Source organism: Mycoavidus cysteinexigens, from assembly GCF_003966915.1.
Lineage (GTDB): Bacteria > Pseudomonadota > Gammaproteobacteria > Burkholderiales > Burkholderiaceae > Mycoavidus > Mycoavidus cysteinexigens.
The window spans coordinates 336347-352653 of the sequence record NZ_AP018150.1 but is presented as its reverse complement, the minus strand read 5'-3'; the positions used below and the strand labels follow the sequence as shown (position 1 = coordinate 352653).

At 48.7% G+C, this 16307-nt stretch carries 20 protein-coding genes; 1 reads left to right on the top strand and 19 read right to left on the bottom strand.

Features of this window, described 5'->3' with window-relative positions:
- Window positions 1–373: 373 nt before the first annotated feature.
- The 8 genes from MCB1EB_RS01620 to MCB1EB_RS01585 all read right to left on the bottom strand — a co-directional run bounded on the left by MCB1EB_RS01620 (window position 374) and on the right by MCB1EB_RS01585 (window position 8970).
- A complete protein-coding gene (locus MCB1EB_RS01620) occupies window positions 374–2935 on the bottom strand; it encodes a hypothetical protein (protein WP_045363357.1) in 2562 nt (853 codons plus the stop codon).
- A gap of 79 nt (window positions 2936–3014) precedes the next feature.
- Window positions 3015–3719 carry a hypothetical protein gene (locus MCB1EB_RS01615; RefSeq protein WP_045363360.1) on the bottom strand — a complete coding sequence of 235 codons (705 nt, stop codon included), beginning with the start codon at window positions 3717–3719 and terminating at the stop codon, window positions 3015–3017.
- 286 nt (window positions 3720–4005) lie between these two features.
- Window positions 4006–4482: a ClpXP protease specificity-enhancing factor gene (locus MCB1EB_RS01610; RefSeq protein WP_026921999.1), complete on the bottom strand. Its 477-nt coding sequence runs from the start codon at window positions 4480–4482 to the stop codon at window positions 4006–4008.
- A gap of 83 nt (window positions 4483–4565) precedes the next feature.
- Entirely contained in the window at window positions 4566–5177 is a 612-nt protein-coding gene (locus tag MCB1EB_RS01605; RefSeq protein ID WP_045363363.1) for a glutathione S-transferase N-terminal domain-containing protein, read from the bottom strand.
- Between the two features lie 153 nt (window positions 5178–5330).
- Entirely contained in the window at window positions 5331–6068 is a 738-nt protein-coding gene (locus MCB1EB_RS01600; RefSeq protein ID WP_045363366.1) for a cytochrome c1, read from the bottom strand.
- 27 nt (window positions 6069–6095) lie between these two features.
- Complete coding sequence (locus MCB1EB_RS01595; RefSeq protein ID WP_045363369.1) at window positions 6096–7514, bottom strand: cytochrome b; 1419 nt, start codon at window positions 7512–7514, stop codon at window positions 6096–6098.
- Window positions 7515–8135 (bottom strand): ubiquinol-cytochrome c reductase iron-sulfur subunit, encoded by a 621-nt coding sequence (petA, locus tag MCB1EB_RS01590; protein WP_045363371.1) that lies wholly within the window; start codon window positions 8133–8135, stop codon window positions 7515–7517.
- An 88-nt stretch (window positions 8136–8223) separates the two neighbouring features.
- Complete coding sequence (locus tag MCB1EB_RS01585; RefSeq protein WP_045363372.1) at window positions 8224–8970, bottom strand: Nif3-like dinuclear metal center hexameric protein; 747 nt, start codon at window positions 8968–8970, stop codon at window positions 8224–8226.
- Window positions 8971–8990: 20 nt separating this feature from the next.
- On the opposite strand from MCB1EB_RS01585, the gene MCB1EB_RS01580 reads away from it, so the two are divergent.
- Window positions 8991–10190: a Do family serine endopeptidase gene (locus MCB1EB_RS01580; protein ID WP_045363374.1), complete on the top strand. Its 1200-nt coding sequence runs from the start codon at window positions 8991–8993 to the stop codon at window positions 10188–10190.
- On the opposite strand, the gene tatC is transcribed toward MCB1EB_RS01580, so the two are convergent.
- The 11 genes from tatC to hisB form a co-directional block, all read right to left on the bottom strand.
- On the bottom strand, window positions 10191–10952 hold the full coding sequence (gene tatC, locus MCB1EB_RS01575) for a twin-arginine translocase subunit TatC (RefSeq protein WP_045363377.1): 762 nt from the start codon (window positions 10950–10952) through the stop codon (window positions 10191–10193).
- Between the two features lie 25 nt (window positions 10953–10977).
- Window positions 10978–11436: a Sec-independent protein translocase protein TatB gene (tatB, locus tag MCB1EB_RS01570; protein ID WP_045363380.1), complete on the bottom strand. Its 459-nt coding sequence runs from the start codon at window positions 11434–11436 to the stop codon at window positions 10978–10980.
- Between the two features lie 25 nt (window positions 11437–11461).
- Window positions 11462–11704: a Sec-independent protein translocase subunit TatA gene (gene tatA / locus MCB1EB_RS01565; protein ID WP_045363383.1), complete on the bottom strand. Its 243-nt coding sequence runs from the start codon at window positions 11702–11704 to the stop codon at window positions 11462–11464.
- Between the two features lie 45 nt (window positions 11705–11749).
- Window positions 11750–12112, bottom strand: coding sequence for a histidine triad nucleotide-binding protein (locus MCB1EB_RS01560; protein ID WP_026922009.1), 363 nt, complete (start codon window positions 12110–12112; stop codon window positions 11750–11752).
- Window positions 12113–12170: 58 nt separating this feature from the next.
- A complete protein-coding gene (locus MCB1EB_RS01555; RefSeq protein WP_045363386.1) occupies window positions 12171–12545 on the bottom strand; it encodes a DUF4870 family protein in 375 nt (124 codons plus the stop codon).
- A gap of 78 nt (window positions 12546–12623) precedes the next feature.
- Window positions 12624–13001: a phosphoribosyl-ATP diphosphatase gene (locus tag MCB1EB_RS01550; RefSeq protein WP_026922011.1), complete on the bottom strand. Its 378-nt coding sequence runs from the start codon at window positions 12999–13001 to the stop codon at window positions 12624–12626.
- The gene (gene hisI, locus MCB1EB_RS01545) at window positions 12994–13395 is read right to left on the bottom strand and encodes a phosphoribosyl-AMP cyclohydrolase (protein WP_045363389.1); all 402 of its coding nucleotides are present in this window, start codon (window positions 13393–13395) and stop codon (window positions 12994–12996) included. The genes MCB1EB_RS01550 and hisI overlap by 8 nt, the downstream gene beginning before the upstream one ends.
- 75 nt (window positions 13396–13470) lie before the next feature.
- Window positions 13471–14244, bottom strand: coding sequence for an imidazole glycerol phosphate synthase subunit HisF (gene hisF, locus MCB1EB_RS01540; protein WP_026922013.1), 774 nt, complete (start codon window positions 14242–14244; stop codon window positions 13471–13473).
- Between the two features lie 10 nt (window positions 14245–14254).
- The gene (gene hisA / locus MCB1EB_RS01535) at window positions 14255–14995 is read right to left on the bottom strand and encodes a 1-(5-phosphoribosyl)-5-[(5-phosphoribosylamino)methylideneamino]imidazole-4-carboxamide isomerase (RefSeq protein WP_045363392.1); all 741 of its coding nucleotides are present in this window, start codon (window positions 14993–14995) and stop codon (window positions 14255–14257) included.
- A 23-nt stretch (window positions 14996–15018) separates the two neighbouring features.
- Complete coding sequence (gene hisH, locus MCB1EB_RS01530) at window positions 15019–15660, bottom strand: imidazole glycerol phosphate synthase subunit HisH (protein WP_026922015.1); 642 nt, start codon at window positions 15658–15660, stop codon at window positions 15019–15021.
- 31 nt (window positions 15661–15691) lie between these two features.
- Window positions 15692–16300: an imidazoleglycerol-phosphate dehydratase HisB gene (gene hisB, locus MCB1EB_RS01525; protein ID WP_045363395.1), complete on the bottom strand. Its 609-nt coding sequence runs from the start codon at window positions 16298–16300 to the stop codon at window positions 15692–15694.
- Window positions 16301–16307 lie beyond the last annotated feature (7 nt).

The following is a 16307-nucleotide window of genomic DNA, read 5'->3' as shown; positions in this document are numbered from 1 at the left end:
ACATCAAGGCGAAATAAGGGTTTGCAGATTATATTTTTCTCTTGATTGCGGAACAGATTTTTGAATAAGTAGCTGATATTTATAGATTTACCGACAGATTACAAATCAACTGCTCTACCAGATGAGCTAAGCCGGCAAGGCCCGTAGTATAACGCATCGCAGACAATTTGGGAGATTAATTTGTTCCGCAATTCTGCTCTACCTCGTAGGCGTCACTAGCTTACCTTTACGGTGCCGAACATATCTTTGCGTCATGAGCCTATCCGAATTTTTATGTGCAGACGCACCACATCATTTAGCGTTGCCCATTCTCAAGCTAAGCTAAATGATGCGTCTTGGTTTGCATCAGTCCGACCGATTACAAACCTTCGAATTATTTCTTTTCAATTTCTTGGGTTGCTGAGTCAGATACCGGCCTTAAAAAGGAACTCGAACCAAAGACAGTCGTGCTTTTGTTATTATTACCCGTTATCACACTATTGGCAGCCCCCCCCGAAAACTGAAACACAAATTTCCCCCCTCTTTGAGAGAGCGGGCCAATTGCAGACAAAGCAGCAGCTAGATCCTGAGAGGTCTGCTGTTGGCTTGCTGCAAATAATTGCGGATCTAAGATTTCAGGGTTGAGATGCACGACGCTCGTATTATCTGAGCCTCCTACCAGTGCATTGGCCACGCCGCCTGCTATTTGCATCAGCGTTCCCTCATTTTCCTCTGGCGGTAATTGCGTGCGCTGCCTCATTTCAAGCTCAAACAGCTGTGGCAAGATGCTGTGCTTCATCTCTGCAAGCTGCTCAGAAATTTGCCGAACCCTCTCATTAGAGACAAAAAATACCGTCGCTATATCATCTAAACCAAAATACTTGTTCCCAACCGATGCCGCTTGCCCGTGCATTGCTTTATACATCGCAAGCGCGCCCTTTATTTCCCCGGTTTCTTCTAGACTCTTTAGATACTGCTCTTTCTGCTCTTTCAGATCCGTCGGCAAAGTGGTTAATGATGCAAGGTCAGGTAACGGTTCTTGTGCCTGTTGCTGCTCTAAAATGCTTAGTATTTGCTGCATTTTCCGCTCCAACACGCTTTGCGTTTGCTGCATCTGCTTTTCTAATATATCTTGCATTTTCTGCTCTAGACCAGGCAGATACTCTAACATCTGGCTAATCCCTTCTAACTTAACGGGCACCTGTTTCTGACGAGCGTTCTCTCGTACTTCATCTAACAATTGCGTCCCGAGCGGTTCCCGCCAGAGTGGCAACCAAGCCGGTATGTAATCTTGCCCGCCGATTGACTGAGCTTGGTCTAAGTGCTGCAAACTCAACTGCGCCATCTGCATAACGCGCTCGTGCTTGCCCCACTGCGGATCTTGTGTGAGACTTTCTAAAAATTGTTTAGCCTCTTTTTGCACTTCGCCCTCGCTCGTGCGCGCGACCCGTTCTAACCGTTGGCATAAACCTTGTAAGAATTTTTCATTGTGACTGTAGCGAGGCAGATGTGCCAGCTTCTCCAGTGCCACAAATTGATTTTCCTCCAGCAATAAATCTGCAAAGCGCAGTGCCGCATACCAGCCGTGCGGACGATTGAGTTGTTGCAATCCTGAACTGACTGATTCATATTCCTTCTGCAAGGCTTCAACGGTGATTTTAGCTGCATCGCCGAGTTGGGCCAGTGACAGCGCAGCCTCGCGCACGCCAATAAAGGCTTCTTCAAACCGGCTAAATGAGCTTTCCAATTTTTCAACGTCCAGACTCTTAACTGCAGACGCGATATTTAGAACTCCCCTTCCTACATTAAAGGTGTGGCGCAGTATGCATTCCCATATCGCCTCATTGTTTGGAATATGGACTAACGCCTGGCGCGCATAGCGCGCTTGCCAAGCCAGCTCCGGATCAGAATGACCGATTAATCCATCCAGCGTGGCATAAAGCGGCGCCTGAACTCCTTCCCTATCAATTCCACTCACACCTAAGTATGTCATTGCATCAAGTAGTTGCGAAACCCCACACAGCAAGGTTTGACATTGGAGCAGATTATTTTCTTTATGAACTTTATCCAAACGTGCGTGAAGCAATTTGAGCACGTCCACCAAATCACCCGATCGGACGTGATTGAATAAGGCTGTTGGGCGGTCCCGAATAATTACCGCCAGTCCTTGGGCAACCGATACATCCAGTAAAATCGCTTGATTTGCAGAAAGCGCGTTCACCATTTGGCTGAGTAACTGCTGGTATAGCTCTGGATCAGCAATCGCGGCAAGCGGGACGATTTCTCGGATTAAGTCAAAGTAACCTTTTGCATTGGTCCGGGAAAATGCTTCTAATATATCGCGGGCGAGCTGTTTAAACTGTTTTTCTTGCGCCTCAGAAAGATAGCCTTCTTGTAAACACCAGGCTAAGTGTCGGGTATCGATCAGCTGAGCGACTTCGGTAATAGGAGGATAAACTTGGCCAGGTGCAGGCTTAGATGAGTTCTGAACTGGCTTAAAAAAGCTCGTAATGGATTGCGGCTGGGATGAAAACCGTTGTTTGATCGCTTCATTGACTCTTACGGCTGCGCGCCAAGGACTTGGTGTCTCCGGCAACTTTAACTCGGCTATTTTCTCCCGCGCTTCATTCTCACGTGCATTGTAAGGCTCGAGAGTCGCTTTTTTATAACTTGCATGGGCTCGCTTGAATAAAGTGTGGGCGCATGCAAGATCTTCTCTCATAGAGAGCCGACCACGCTCTTGATGAAGATCTCCTCGCTCCAGGTAAACGGTCGCAATCGCGGCTTCAATTGCTTGATTAGTTGGGGCTGCTTTCTTCAATTCACTTTTGGCTAAATTGAACTGATTAAGCGCGAGATCAAACTCTTGCTTCTCCCGATGCTCACGAGCGGCTTTTAGATAATGTTCGCCTCTTTGCAAAGCAACCGTAGACTCAACCTTCCCCCAACCAATCATTTTATTACCCCTATACTTAAATTATTTAATATCCCTTTGTCACTTCTTTGGGACGGGCAGCAGTGCCCTCAGTCCCTCACTACCCTAAATTAGTAGGATTCGCGCCGGGAGTTGTGTCAGAAACATTACTCCGACCCCATATCGTCGTAGTCTTATTATTTTCGCCAGATGTTGTAATATTCGCGGCGCCAGTTGAAAATTGGACCACCGTTCTGCCTCCTTTCCCAGCACGTACCTTAGGCAGCGCTGCCATTATCATCTCCAAAGTGGGCTGTTGTTTTATAGTCTCCGCTAACAACTGATGATCCCTTTCTGTTGGGTTGAAATGCAGATGGGTTTCATGCCCCGAACCATCTACTGTTTGGCCAGCCAAGCCAGCTGCAACTTGGATCACTACTTCATCTCGCTCTACGCCCACATTTTGCAAGGATGATAATTTTTGCTCCGCCTCAAGCGCTCCATATTGCAAAGCGGCTTCATAATTAGTGCGCGCCTCATCAACTCTACGCAGATTGCATAAAATATCGCCACTCACTAAATATGCTTGAGCAAGTTGAGCTTTAATCTGATGTTCTTCGGCGGAAGGACGTACTTTATTCTGAGTAAGCGCATCGCCAAAACTTTTTTTCATCACATCCAATGAACGCAGCGCATTTTCATAATCTCCGCTTTTTAGGCAATTCTGCGCAATATTGAAGGCCTGCCTGCCATTCGCGATAGGATCCAAGATCGTGCTGACCTGGCTTTGAGTCGTTGCGGTGGCTACTCTTGATGTAGGATACATAGTATAAATTTCCTTATCTTTGTTAATTAATTATAAAAGTACATTTAACTTGCCTCTAAAGACCTTTTAGAAACAGATTTTACTTATCAACATTCTTACTTTACTGCGCCTTAGAGCCTCAACATCATACCGCCAAAGTTGAGTCCGCACAATTACTCAAAATTTGCTTAGGAAAATCCATGCTTAGCGCGTTTTATAAGCCTTAGAAGCTCATAATTTGGTGATTATTCGGCAGCAAAAAACAGCCTATCATTTTCAATTGATGTGCACGACGGACAAATGCGCCTTACTTAACAAGCTTAAGGTGTGGCCGCCCGCTTTTCTTCTTGCCACTGCTCTCCCTTGGTTTTTCCTGAACTAAACTTGCACCGGGTGGTAGTTCGTTCGACACAACGGATAAATCAGCACTTCCCGTACTAGGCGCACCGGCTGTCTGCTCCGCTGAGGACGCCTCTAGCGGGAAAGCCATGCCCTGGCCATTTTCCAATGCGTAAATCGCCAGCACATTATCAACGGGTATTTCTATCTTATGCGCACGGCCGGAGAAGCGAGCGTTGAACTCAATCCAATCATTGCGCATGAGCAAGCCTTCTGTTGCGCTAAAACTGATATTGAGCACAATTTTACCGTCACGGACAAATTCACGCGGAACCTGAACGTGATTATCCACGCTCACCACGACATGCGGCGTGTAACTATTGTCGGTGCACCACTCATACAGGGCACGCAGTAGATAAGGTTTCGTTGATATAGCTTGCTGCATTTAACATCCTTGAAATCGTCAGTGCGTCTGCTCTAGCAAAACGCACTGGGACTATATACATACGCTGTAATACTATCGCTGGATTAACGACGCATTACCTTTTCAGAAGGGGTCAAGGCTTCAATAAAGGCGGGGCGACTAAAAATCCGCTCAGCGTACTTCATTAGTGGCGCTGTATTCTTTGAGAGCTCAATGCCAAAATAATCAAGCCGCCATAGCAATGGCGCAATTGCTACGTCCAACATTGAAAACTCTTCGCCTAGCATGTATTTGTTTTTAACAAAAATCGGCGCTAATTGGGTCAACCGATCACGAATGGCATGACGTGCTTTTTCATGAATTTTTTCGGTTGAGCGGCCTTTAGCGGTCTCAAGCGTGATCACATGCACGAACAATTCTTTTTCAAAGTTGAATAGAAAAAGACGAGCGCGCGCGCGCTGTGCTGGATCCGATGGCATAAGCTGCGGGTGCGGGAACCGCTCATCAATATATTCATTGATGATATTTGATTCATATAAAATCAGGTCACGTTCCACTAAAATTGGAACTTGGCCGTATGGATTCATTACTGCAATATCTTCCGGTTTATTGAAAAGATCAACATCACGGATTTCAAAATCCATTCCTTTTTCAAATAAAACCACCCGGCAACGCTGGGAAAACGGACACGTCGCGCCGGAATATAAAATCATCATTTTTTACTTTCCTTAAAAAACCAAAGGGCGGCACTGCTACCCATTTACGTCACTTTTCGCCCCTGCGAAAAGTTTAAACCATACAACTTGATTATGACTATTTTAAGTCATGATAAATTCACTTTGAGCCAGCGTAAGTTGATCACGCAATGGCTATTTAACGTCTTTCCAATAGTTTACATTCAAGCGCCAAGCGAAAAGGCTGAGCACGCTCAAAAACAATATAACCCATACGCCAAGCCGCCTACGCTGCTGTTGCACAGGCTCCGCCATCCAACTTAAATAGGCGACCAAATCAGCCACGGCTGAATCATAATCGATGGCAGATAAAGTGCCCGAGGTGAGTTGCCGATAACCAGAAAACTCTAAGATAGTATCAGGTACGCTACTTTCCTCTTGGCTTTGCAGTACGCGCTGGCCTTGTAGCCGCCACAATACATGCGGCATCGCAACGTTCTCAAAGAGCCGATTGTTCCAGCCCGTAGGCCGACTATCATCCCGGTAAAAATTTCTTAAATAGGTATATAGCCAATCACGCCCACGCGCACGAGCGATCAAGGATAAGTCCGGCGCATCCGTGCCAAACCACGCTTTAGCATCGTCTACACGCATGGCGATATGCATCATATTGCCCACTTTATCCGTGGTGAAGAGTAAATTGCTTTCAACCTCTGGTGCGGAAATACCAATATCCCGCAACCGACTATAGCGCATTTGGTTCGCACTATGGCAATTTAAGCAGTAGTTGACAAAAAGCCGAGCGCCACGCTGTAAAGCCGCTAGGTCCCGGGTGCGATCTGGGGCTCGATCAAGCGGGATGGTTTGCTCATTTGCCATAACTGAAGTCACGGCAATCACAGCCAATACCAATATTGAGACCAATGTTTTCATTTAAATTTGCCTTTTTTAACGACTTACTCACGCTTTACGTGAAAAAGTGACACGCTCTGGCACAGGTTTAAATACACCACGCTGGCTCCAATAAGGCATGCTGAAGAAAAAGGCAAAATACAGCAGCGTACAGATTTGCGAAGTCACGTTGGCCACTGGCGACGGCGGCTTAGTGCCAAGCACTGCCAAGATTAAAAATACAAAGACAAATAGCGTATACAAAATTTTATGGAAAAACGGCCGATAGCGGATCGACCTTGCCGGACTACGGTCTAGCCAGGGCAAAAAGAACAGGGTAATCACTGCTCCACCCATGATGACCACCCCCCAAAACTTCGCTTCCGTTATCCTCATGGCGGCAATCACCAGCGCTGAGGCAACTGCTGATATTGCTCTATATTTGAGTGTACGAGCCCGCAACACGCCGCATACCCCAATTAGGCCAAGCACGATCATTAAGATTAATTTGAAATCGTCTGTGGTAGCGCGCAGCATTGAATAAAATGCGGTGAAATACCAAACTGGGGCGATTTCAGTCGGCGTTTTTAATGAATCAGCCGGTATAAAATTATTGGCTTCAAGAAAATAGCCGCCCATTTCCGGCGCGAAGAAAACAATCGCGCTAAAAATCATCAAAAAGATCGACACGCCCATTAAATCATGGACTGTGTAGTATGGATGAAACGGCACTCCATCCAGCGGCACGCCATGCTCATCTTTCTTGTCTTTGATTTCAATGCCGTCTGGGTTATTCGAACCCACTTGGTGCAACGCCACCAAATGCAAAGCAACCAGCAGCAACAGCACGAGTGGAATCGCGATCACATGAAAAGCGAAGAAGCGATTCAACGTTGCATCACTCACCACATAATCGCCGCGAATCCACAGCGCCAGATCGGGGCCGATCCATGGAATCGCCGAAAAAAGGTTCACAATAACCTGTGCCCCCCAATACGACATCTGTCCCCACGGCAAAAGATAGCCAAAAAACGCTTCAGCCATCAAACATAAAAAGATCAGACAACCCAAAATCCAAACTAATTCGCGCGGCTTACGGTATGAGCCATATAAAAGCCCGCGAAACATATGCAAATAAAGTACAACAAAAAACATCGATGCACCCGTCGAGTGCATATAGCGAATCAACCAACCCCATGGCACTTCGCGCATAATGTATTCAACTGAAGTAAATGCAAGCTCGGCGGCCGGCTTGTAATTCATCGTCAAAAAGATGCCGGTCACGATCTGGATCACCAACACCAGCAACGCGAGCGAGCCAAAGAAATACCAAAAGTTAAAATTCTTTGGCGCGTAGTATTCCGATAAGTGATTTTTCCAAAGAGCTGTCAACGGAAAACGACGGTCGATCCAACCTAAGAGGCCACTGCCTTCGCCTGAAGTTTCAGAAGTGGATTGGACTGCTTGCTTGGAATCATGCTTGGTCATTTAGGCTTCTCCTTTTTCGTCTTTCCCAATCACAATGCGAGACTCTGAGAGAAACATATAAGGAGGCACATCCAGGTTTTGCGGAGCGGGTTTGTTTTTAAACACGCGGCCCGCAAGATCAAAAGTGGAGCCATGGCAAGGACAGAACCAGCCACCGGGCCAGTCGTGAGGCAGGCTGGGCTGCGGCCCGGTTTGAAAACGCGGCACCGGAGAGCATCCCAAGTGCGTGCAGATACCAATTAAAACCAGGATATTAGGATGCTCAACTCGCGCTCTATATTTATTTTTGCAGTAATCGGGCAGGGGTATTGAGAAAGGGTTGTGCGTGTCAGGGTCGGCAATCATCGCGTCAGCTTTATCCACATCCGCCAACATCTCATCGCTACGATTGATAATCCATACCGGTTTGCCACGCCAAGCGACCGTCATCACTTCACCCGTTTGCAAGTGACTAATATCCGCCTCGACCGGCGCTCCAGCCGCTTTAGCCCGCTCAGAGGGCGCCAAGGACCCCACCAAAGGCGCCACCGCCGTTATTCCCCCTATGCCGCCTACGACTGAAGTCGCAATCAGCCAATGTCGGCGACTGCTATCCACCGTCTTTTGTTGTTTGTCTCGCATGATGTACCCCCGTTTTTTAGGCCGGATTCTGCTTCTTCTTTTATTATACCAATCAGCTTAAGCAAGAACATGCCGAATATGGCTGTGCTTAAACTGGATTATCAATATCTATGAAAAAATGTTCAAGCTTAAAAACGCTCGCCAAATGCGTGCCCAGTGCTTGCACGCCATAACGTTCTGTCGCGTGATGGCCCGCCGCTAAATAGGCAACGCCGCTTTCGCGTGCTAAATGCGTGGTGGACTCAGAGACTTCGCCACTCAAATATAGATCGGCGCCAGCCTCAATCGCATCGTTAAACAAACCCTGCGCCGCTCCCGTGCACCACGCCACGCGGCTTACCTTCTGCTGGGCCTCGCCCAACGCCAGTGGTGGGCGGCCGAGCTGATGGTCGACCTGCGCCGTAATCTCCGCCAAAGTAAGGGGGGTTGGCAAAGTCGCCAGCCAGCCTAACTCATTGGCCCCAAAATGCCCATCTGCCACCCAACCTAAGCGAGCCCCTAACTGAGCATTGTTGCCTAGCTCACGATGGGCATCAAGCGGTAGATGATAAGCCAATAGATTAATGTCATGGGCCAATAGCAAACGCAAGCGCCGGTATTTCCAACCCGTGATCGGCAATGCTTCATTTTTCCAGAAAAACCCATGATGCACCAAAACTGCATCCGCGCCCCAAGCCAGTGCGGCCTCAAGTAAAGCCAACGAGGCCGTAACGCCGGTAGCCAGCTTGTTAATCTGTTGGCGGCCTTCAATCTGCAACCCATTCGGGCAGTAATCTTGAAAACCATCGACCGCCAATAGCCGCTTCAAGTACAATTCAAGTTCAATTCTATCCATATTAGCCCTAATTTCTGCCCATGCTTAAACGTTTCTGGCTTCTCTTTGCGCAAGCAGTGACTCTGCTTTTGGCGCTGTTGTTTATTGTCGCCACCTTAAAGCCAGAATGGCTACAAAGGCAAGGGGCATTTAGCCCAACGCCAGCCTCGTCGATTGTCGCCTTGCGTGAAACTGCGCCCACCGGTCGTCCCCGTGACAAATCGGAGTGGTCTTATGCGGATGCTGCACAAAAAGCCATGCCAGCCGTGGTGAATATCTTTTCAAGCGCAGACACGTCTCCCACTAAAGACCCACGCATGGAAGATCCGCTGTTTCGTTATTTTTTCGGCGATAATGGCGGCCGGCGGCCCCAAGAACAACCCGCCTCGACTTTAGGCTCAGGCGTTATTGTCAGCTCAGAAGGGTATATTCTAACCAATGATCATGTGGTCGATGGCGCAGATGAAATCGAAATTGCGCTGGCGGATGGCCGTAATGCTCCAGCCAAAGTGATTGGCACGGATCCAGAAACCGACCTTGCCGTCTTAAAAGTTAATTTAGCGAATCTTCCAGCAATCACGCTGGGCCGGATGGAAGAAGCACGAGTGGGCGATGTGGTACTCGCCATTGGCAACCCCTTCGCAGTCGGACAAACTGTCACGATGGGAATTATTAGCGCGCTCGGGCGCAACCACCTGGGCATTAATACTTTTGAAAATTTCATTCAAACCGATGCGCCAATTAATCCGGGCAATTCTGGCGGCGCATTAGTCGATGCCAATGGTTATTTAATTGGCATTAATACTGCGATTTACTCAGCCTCGCGTAGCGGTGGTTCTTTGGGCATTGGTTTTGCAATTCCCGTCTCGACCGCGCGCAGTGTGCTTGAAAGCATTATTGCCACAGGCTCCGTGACGCGCGGCTGGATCGGCATCGAACCCCAAGATATTACGCCAGAAATTGCTGAATCATTTGATTTAGAGCGTAAATCCGGTGCCATTGTCGCGGGTGTGCTGCAAGGCGGCCCAGCCCATAAAGCTAATATCCGCCCAGGTGATATTCTGGTGAGCGTAAATAACACGCCGATAGAGGACACGACTCAATTGCTAGATGTCATTGCGCAGATTAAACCCGGCACTGAGGCAAAACTGCATATTGTGCGTAAAAACAAGCCATTAGATATTACGGTAGAAATTGGCAAGCGGCCTCTGCCACCTAAAAACGAACACGCCACGCAATAATCAGAGGAGCTCAGCCGCGGGCTTTTTTGCAACGACCAAGAAGCGCGCGGCGAGCAAGCCTATTTCGTAAAGGACAATGAGTGGCACCGCCAATAGAAATTGCGAAAGCACATCTGGCGGGGTCACAATAGCCGCAATAATAAAAGCGCCAACAATAATATAAGGCCTAATTTGCTTAAGCTTGCTTAAAGTCAGCACGCCCATGCGCACCAGCAGCACCACTACGATGGGTACTTCAAACGCGATGCCAAACGCTAAAAACAGGTTAAGCGCAAAACTTAGGTAATGGTCAATATCAGTTGCCATTTGCACCCCAAGCGGCTCGTTATAATGCGCCATGAGCCGAAAAATGGCTGGGAATACAAAGAAATACGCTAACGCCATCCCGCTTAAAAATAAGGCGTAACTACTCCCTACCAGCGGCATAACCAGCCTTTTCTCGTGCTGATATAGCCCAGGCGCGATAAACGCCCATAATTGGTAAAGCACAAACGGCAATGCGATAAGCAACGCAACCAACAACGTCACTTTAATCGGCACAAAAAATGAACCGGTCACATCTAGCACAATCATTTTGCCGTCTTCAGGCAGGTTAACCAGTAACGGGCGCACCAACAGTCGGAAAATATCCGGCGCCCAGTAAACCAGCCCAATAAATACAATGAATACCGCGGCCCCAGCCCGCATCACCCGACTGCGCAATTCGACCAGATGAGAAATAAATGTATCTTCGCCTGCTGGCGTCGGTTCAGGAGCGTTCACGCAAGTGTCAACCAAAAGGGGGGCGTTAGAAAGAGCGAGATAAATTTTTGGGTTTGTAACGCACCATACGCGCCGCAGCCGATTGCAGATGTGCTCGTTTACGGGCCGCGCGCTTGTACCAAACTGGCAAAACCGCTTGTTTAATGCGCCAGTTACTCCGTTTAGGCGAGGTTGCTGGCCGCCAACTAGAGGTAGAGGGCGAAATATTTTCTTCAATCGGGTTTTGCGCGGGAGATGACGTCACTGCATCATAGATAGCCTGCTCCTCCTGATGCACGCTATGCGCCAAATCAGCGTGCATTTTGCGCAGTTCTTCGACTTCAAGCTCTCGACTCACTTCGGCCTTTACATCGCTCATATAGCGCTGAGCACGCCCAAGCAAAGTCCCCACTGTGCGCGCAACCCGCGGCAGACGTTGCGGCCCAAGCACAATCAGCGCAACCACGCCGATGAGGGCTAACTTTGCCAGACCAAGATCGAACATATAAAATAAAGAGCCGCTTTACTTATCAATATAAATCGCGTTCTAGAGGCTTACTTTTTGCGTCAGATGGAGGGCTGTCAAGACCAGGTAAATTTTGTTGTTGGCTCTTAGCCGAAGCCTGTTCGCCGTTACGCATACCCTCTTTGAAACCCTTAATTGCGCTCCCCAGATCATGGCCGATATTGCGTAACTTTTTAGTACCAAAAACCAGCACAATAATCAAAAGGACAATAAACCAATGCAAAGGACTACCTAAACCTGTAAACATAATCATTTTCCTCTTACGTCGGTATGCTGCGCACAATCTGCGGATTTAACCCATACGCGACCATGGCCCAGGCCCACCAAGAATGTGTGCATGCAGATGATATACCTCTTGTCCCCCGCCTGGACCGGTATTAATCACCGTACGAAAACCGGTATCATCTCCAGTATAGCCAACTCCGAGCTGCGCCGCGAGCTGCGGCAATAATGTCATCATTCTACCGAGCAGCGGCGCTTCTTGCGGACCGCAAGCAGACAACGTTTCAATATGCTGACGCGGAATCACCAACACATGCACCGGCGCGGCCGGCCGGATATCATGGAAAGCATAAAACTCATTATCTTCATACACTTTATGACTGGGTATTTTACCGGCGGCAATTTTGCAAAAAAGACAATCGTCGTGACTCATAGCTTCCTAGAGTAAATCATACGTGTGTGAATACAGGATGGTCTTATCGGACTGAATTTTAGACAGGCTTACGATCATTTAAACGGAGCCAGCCTTTAATAAGCCGGTACACCACCCACAGCATACTACCCCACAGAATTAATTTGCCAATGAATATGCCATTAAATAACAGGCTCAGTATCAACAAACCCAAAGACCACCAAAAAGTGCGAATTTGCCAACTAAAATGACTGGCGTAGAAAGTACCGTTTGTATCGCTACGCTTAATGTAATTAATAATCACAGCAATCGCACCCGTCACGCCGATTACCAAGGAAAACGCATACAGCCCATACAGGACATGCGTCAAAGTCCGTAAACGGCGTTCCTGCTCCTGCGAGAGCACGCCACTTCCCGTAAACGCTAGCTCATTTCCAAATTGATCTTGACTCATGGTTCAGTTTTCCAAAGTTTGTAAATTTCCGCTACGAAAGCCAACAATTCAACATTAACCGTTACTCAGTATAGAAATTTATGCGTTATCGCTAGCCCGTGCAAGCGCTTTACGCAACGCTTTTTCGTCAAGCCCAGAGATTCCTTCACGACGCTCTAATTCAGCTAGCACCGCCGCTGGGCTCAAGCCAAAATGGGCGAGCATGACCAAACAATGGAACCATAAATCAGCCACTTCACCGATCAATTTTGCCGGCGCAGCGCCGTGCCGCTGATCTTTTGCCGCCATTACGACTTCCGTGGCTTCTTCGCCAATTTTTTTTAGGATCGCATCGTCGCCTTGCTGAAACAGACGGGCGATATAAGAGTGTTCTGCAGAGCTGGTTTTGCGTGTATTGATCAGGGCCGCTAAACGCGGCAAAACATCATTGGATTTGATCGCGTCGTTTTCAGACATTTAAACTTTTCTCCGGGGTCTTTAGCACAGGCTCAACCATCGACCAAACATAGTCATTTTGCGTCGCCTCTAATTTTTGAAAGAAGCACGAGTGGCGGCCTGTATGGCAGGCAATGCCTGCGACTTGTTCAACCTTAAGCAACAGCGCATCTTGATCGCAATCGAGCCGTAATTCGCGTACATATTGTATATGGCCCGACTCCTCTCCTTTCAGCCAGAGCTGCCCGCGTGAGCGCGACCAATAGACAGCACGGCCGGTTTCAGCAGTTTGCAGCAATGCCGTACGGTTCATCCAGGCAAACATCAGAATGTCATTACTGCCAATTTCCTGCACAATGACCGGCGCTAAACCACGCGCGTCCCATTTCACTGCTTCAAGCCAAGCCGCTTCCATTCATCGCCTTAAGGGGGTTATTCGCAGTCAGCCAAGCTCGCAACTTCAAGTTGGCGCTCATGATTTATTTAATGCTTAGATTCTTACCGAAATACCTTGGTCAGCCATAAAGCGCTTGGCGGCGCCAACGGTGGCTTGACCATAATGAAAAATACTGGCAGCCAGCACTGCGTCCGCATGACCCTGCGCGATGCCATCCACCAGATGTTGCAAACTCCCTACGCCACCTGAAGCAATCACCGGCACTGACACCGCATCGGAAATAGCGCGCGTAAGTTCAAGATCAAACCCAGCTTGGGTACCATCACGATCCATGCTGGTTAATAAAATTTCACCCGCACCCAGCTCGGCCATTTTACATGCCCAAGCTAACGCCTCGAATCCCGTTGCGCGACGACCACCATGCGTAAAGACCTCCCACCGGGGCGGTGCATTATCATCTGATACGCGTTTCGCATCGATCGCCACCACAATACACTGCGCACCATATTTTGCGCTCGCTTGCGCAACCAGTTGAGGATTCGCAATGGCGGCCGAATTAATGCTGACTTTATCCGCTCCGGCATTTAATAAGCGACGTATATCGGCCACCGTACGCACGCCGCCACCCACGGTTAACGGAATAAAAATCTGCTCGGCCACCGCTTCAATCACAGGCAAAATTAGGTCGCGCTCATCTGAGCTTGCGGTAATGTCTAAAAAAGTCAACTCATCTGCGCCCGCAGCGTCATAGCGACGGGCAATTTCAATCGGATCGCCGGCATCGCGCAAGGCCGCAAAATTAACCCCTTTAACTACACGGCCCGCGTTTACATCAAGGCATGGAATAATACGCTTAGGTAAAGCCATAGTAGAAAATTCAGCCTGTTAGTTTATCCGCCCGACTTTGTGCTGCCGCGAAATCTAGCTCACCGGTATAGATTGCGCGGCCGCAAATGACGCCTTCAATACCTTGATCTGCAACTGTGCACAGAGCTTCAATATCCGCTAAGCTCGCTAACCCGCCACTGGCGATCACTGGGATCTTGACCTTCTGCGCAATTTGCACCGTGGCCTCGAGATTGATCCCTTGCAACATACCATCCCGACCAATGTCTGTATAGATCAAAGCCTCGCAGCCATAATCCTCAAATTTGCGCGCCAGATCAAGGGCTTCGTGACCACTGAGTTTACTCCACCCATCGGTGGCCACTTTGCCGGCTTTTGCATCCAGACCAGCAATGATGTGACCATTAAATGCGCTGCATGCTTCGCGTAAAAAACCAGGGTTTTTAACTGCCGCGGTGCCAATAATCACATACGATAACCCGTCATCCAGATAGCGCTCGATAGTCCCAAGGTCGCGAATTCCGCCCCCTAGCTGAAGTGGGATCTCTTTACCCACTTCACGGATAATGGCCCGAATCGCCGCTTCATTCTTTGGCTTGCCCGCGAAAGCACCATTTAAATCAACCAAATGCAGACGGCGCGCACCTTGATCGACCCAATGGCGGGCCATTTTTGCCGGCTCGGTAGAAAACACCGTGGTTTGTTTCATATCGCCTTGTTTTAGGCGCACACACTGTCCGTCTTGCAGGTCGATGGCGGGGATCAATAACATAGCAATCTTAAGCAGATAAGGGTTTATGGGTTCCAATGAAGAAAATTGTAGTATAGCTGTAGCCCTGCAGCAGCACTTTTTTCTGGGTGAAATTGGGTAGCAAAAATATTATCACGCGCAACTGCAGAGGTAAAAGGCGCGCCGTAAATCGTTTCACCGATGGTGCACATTGGTTCAGCGGGCGCAACATAATAGCTATGAACAAAATAAAAAAAACTATGATCTGCAATGCCATTCCATAGCGGATGGGGCAAGGTCTGGCGCACTCGGTTCCAGCCCATATGGGGTACTTTAAAGCGCGAACCATCATCTTGTAAATCGCCGTCAAGCGCAAAGCGTACGACCTGACCGGGAAATAAGCCAAGGCCACGCGCATTGCCTTCCGCGCTCCAATCGAACAACATCTGCTCGCCGACGCAAATACCCAGCAGCGGTTTAGAGCCAGCAGCTTCTAACACGGCCTCAGTCAAGCCCGCCGCATGCAGGGCGTGCATACAATCAGGCATGGCGCCTTGGCCTGGTAGCACAATCCGATCCGCTGCGCGCACGGCTTCTGGCCGCGTCACGATCTCGACTTGAGCTTCCGGCGCGGCTTGCTTTAACGCTTGCGACACTGAGCGCAAATTGCCCATACCATAATCAATAATGGCGACGGAAGTTTTCATGACAAAACACACACGGCGTGTAAAAAATAACTCAAATTTTGGCCACCGTTTCAGTCAGGCTACCTTTGGTAGAGGGAATTTGCCCAGCCGCGCGGTGATCAAGCTCAGTCGCCATTCTCAGCGCGCGGCCGAACGCTTTAAATACAGTTTCAATCTGATGATGCGCGTTGATGCCTCGCAAATTATCGATATGCAGCGTTACGGCGGCATGATTAACGAAGCCACGGAAAAATTCAATGGTTAAATCCACATCAAAATTTCCTACGCGCGCACGTGTAAATGGCACATGAAACTCAAGTCCGGGGCGTCCAGAAAAATCTATTGCGACGCGTGATAAAGCCTCATCGAGCGGCACATAGGCGTGTCCATAGCGACGAATCCCGGCTTTATCGCCAACTGCGCGCGCCACGGCTTGGCCCAATGCAATGCCAATATCTTCCACCGTGTGATGATCATCGATATGCACATCGCCCTGCGCTTCAACCTCTAGATCAAGTAAGCCGTGACGAGCAATTTGATCTAGCATATGGTCAAGAAACGGCACGCCAGTATTCAATTTCTGCCGACCCGTGCCATCCAAATTAAGTTTCACACAAATATGTGTTTCGCTAGTATGACGAATAATTTCTGCGTGACGCATTTTGCTT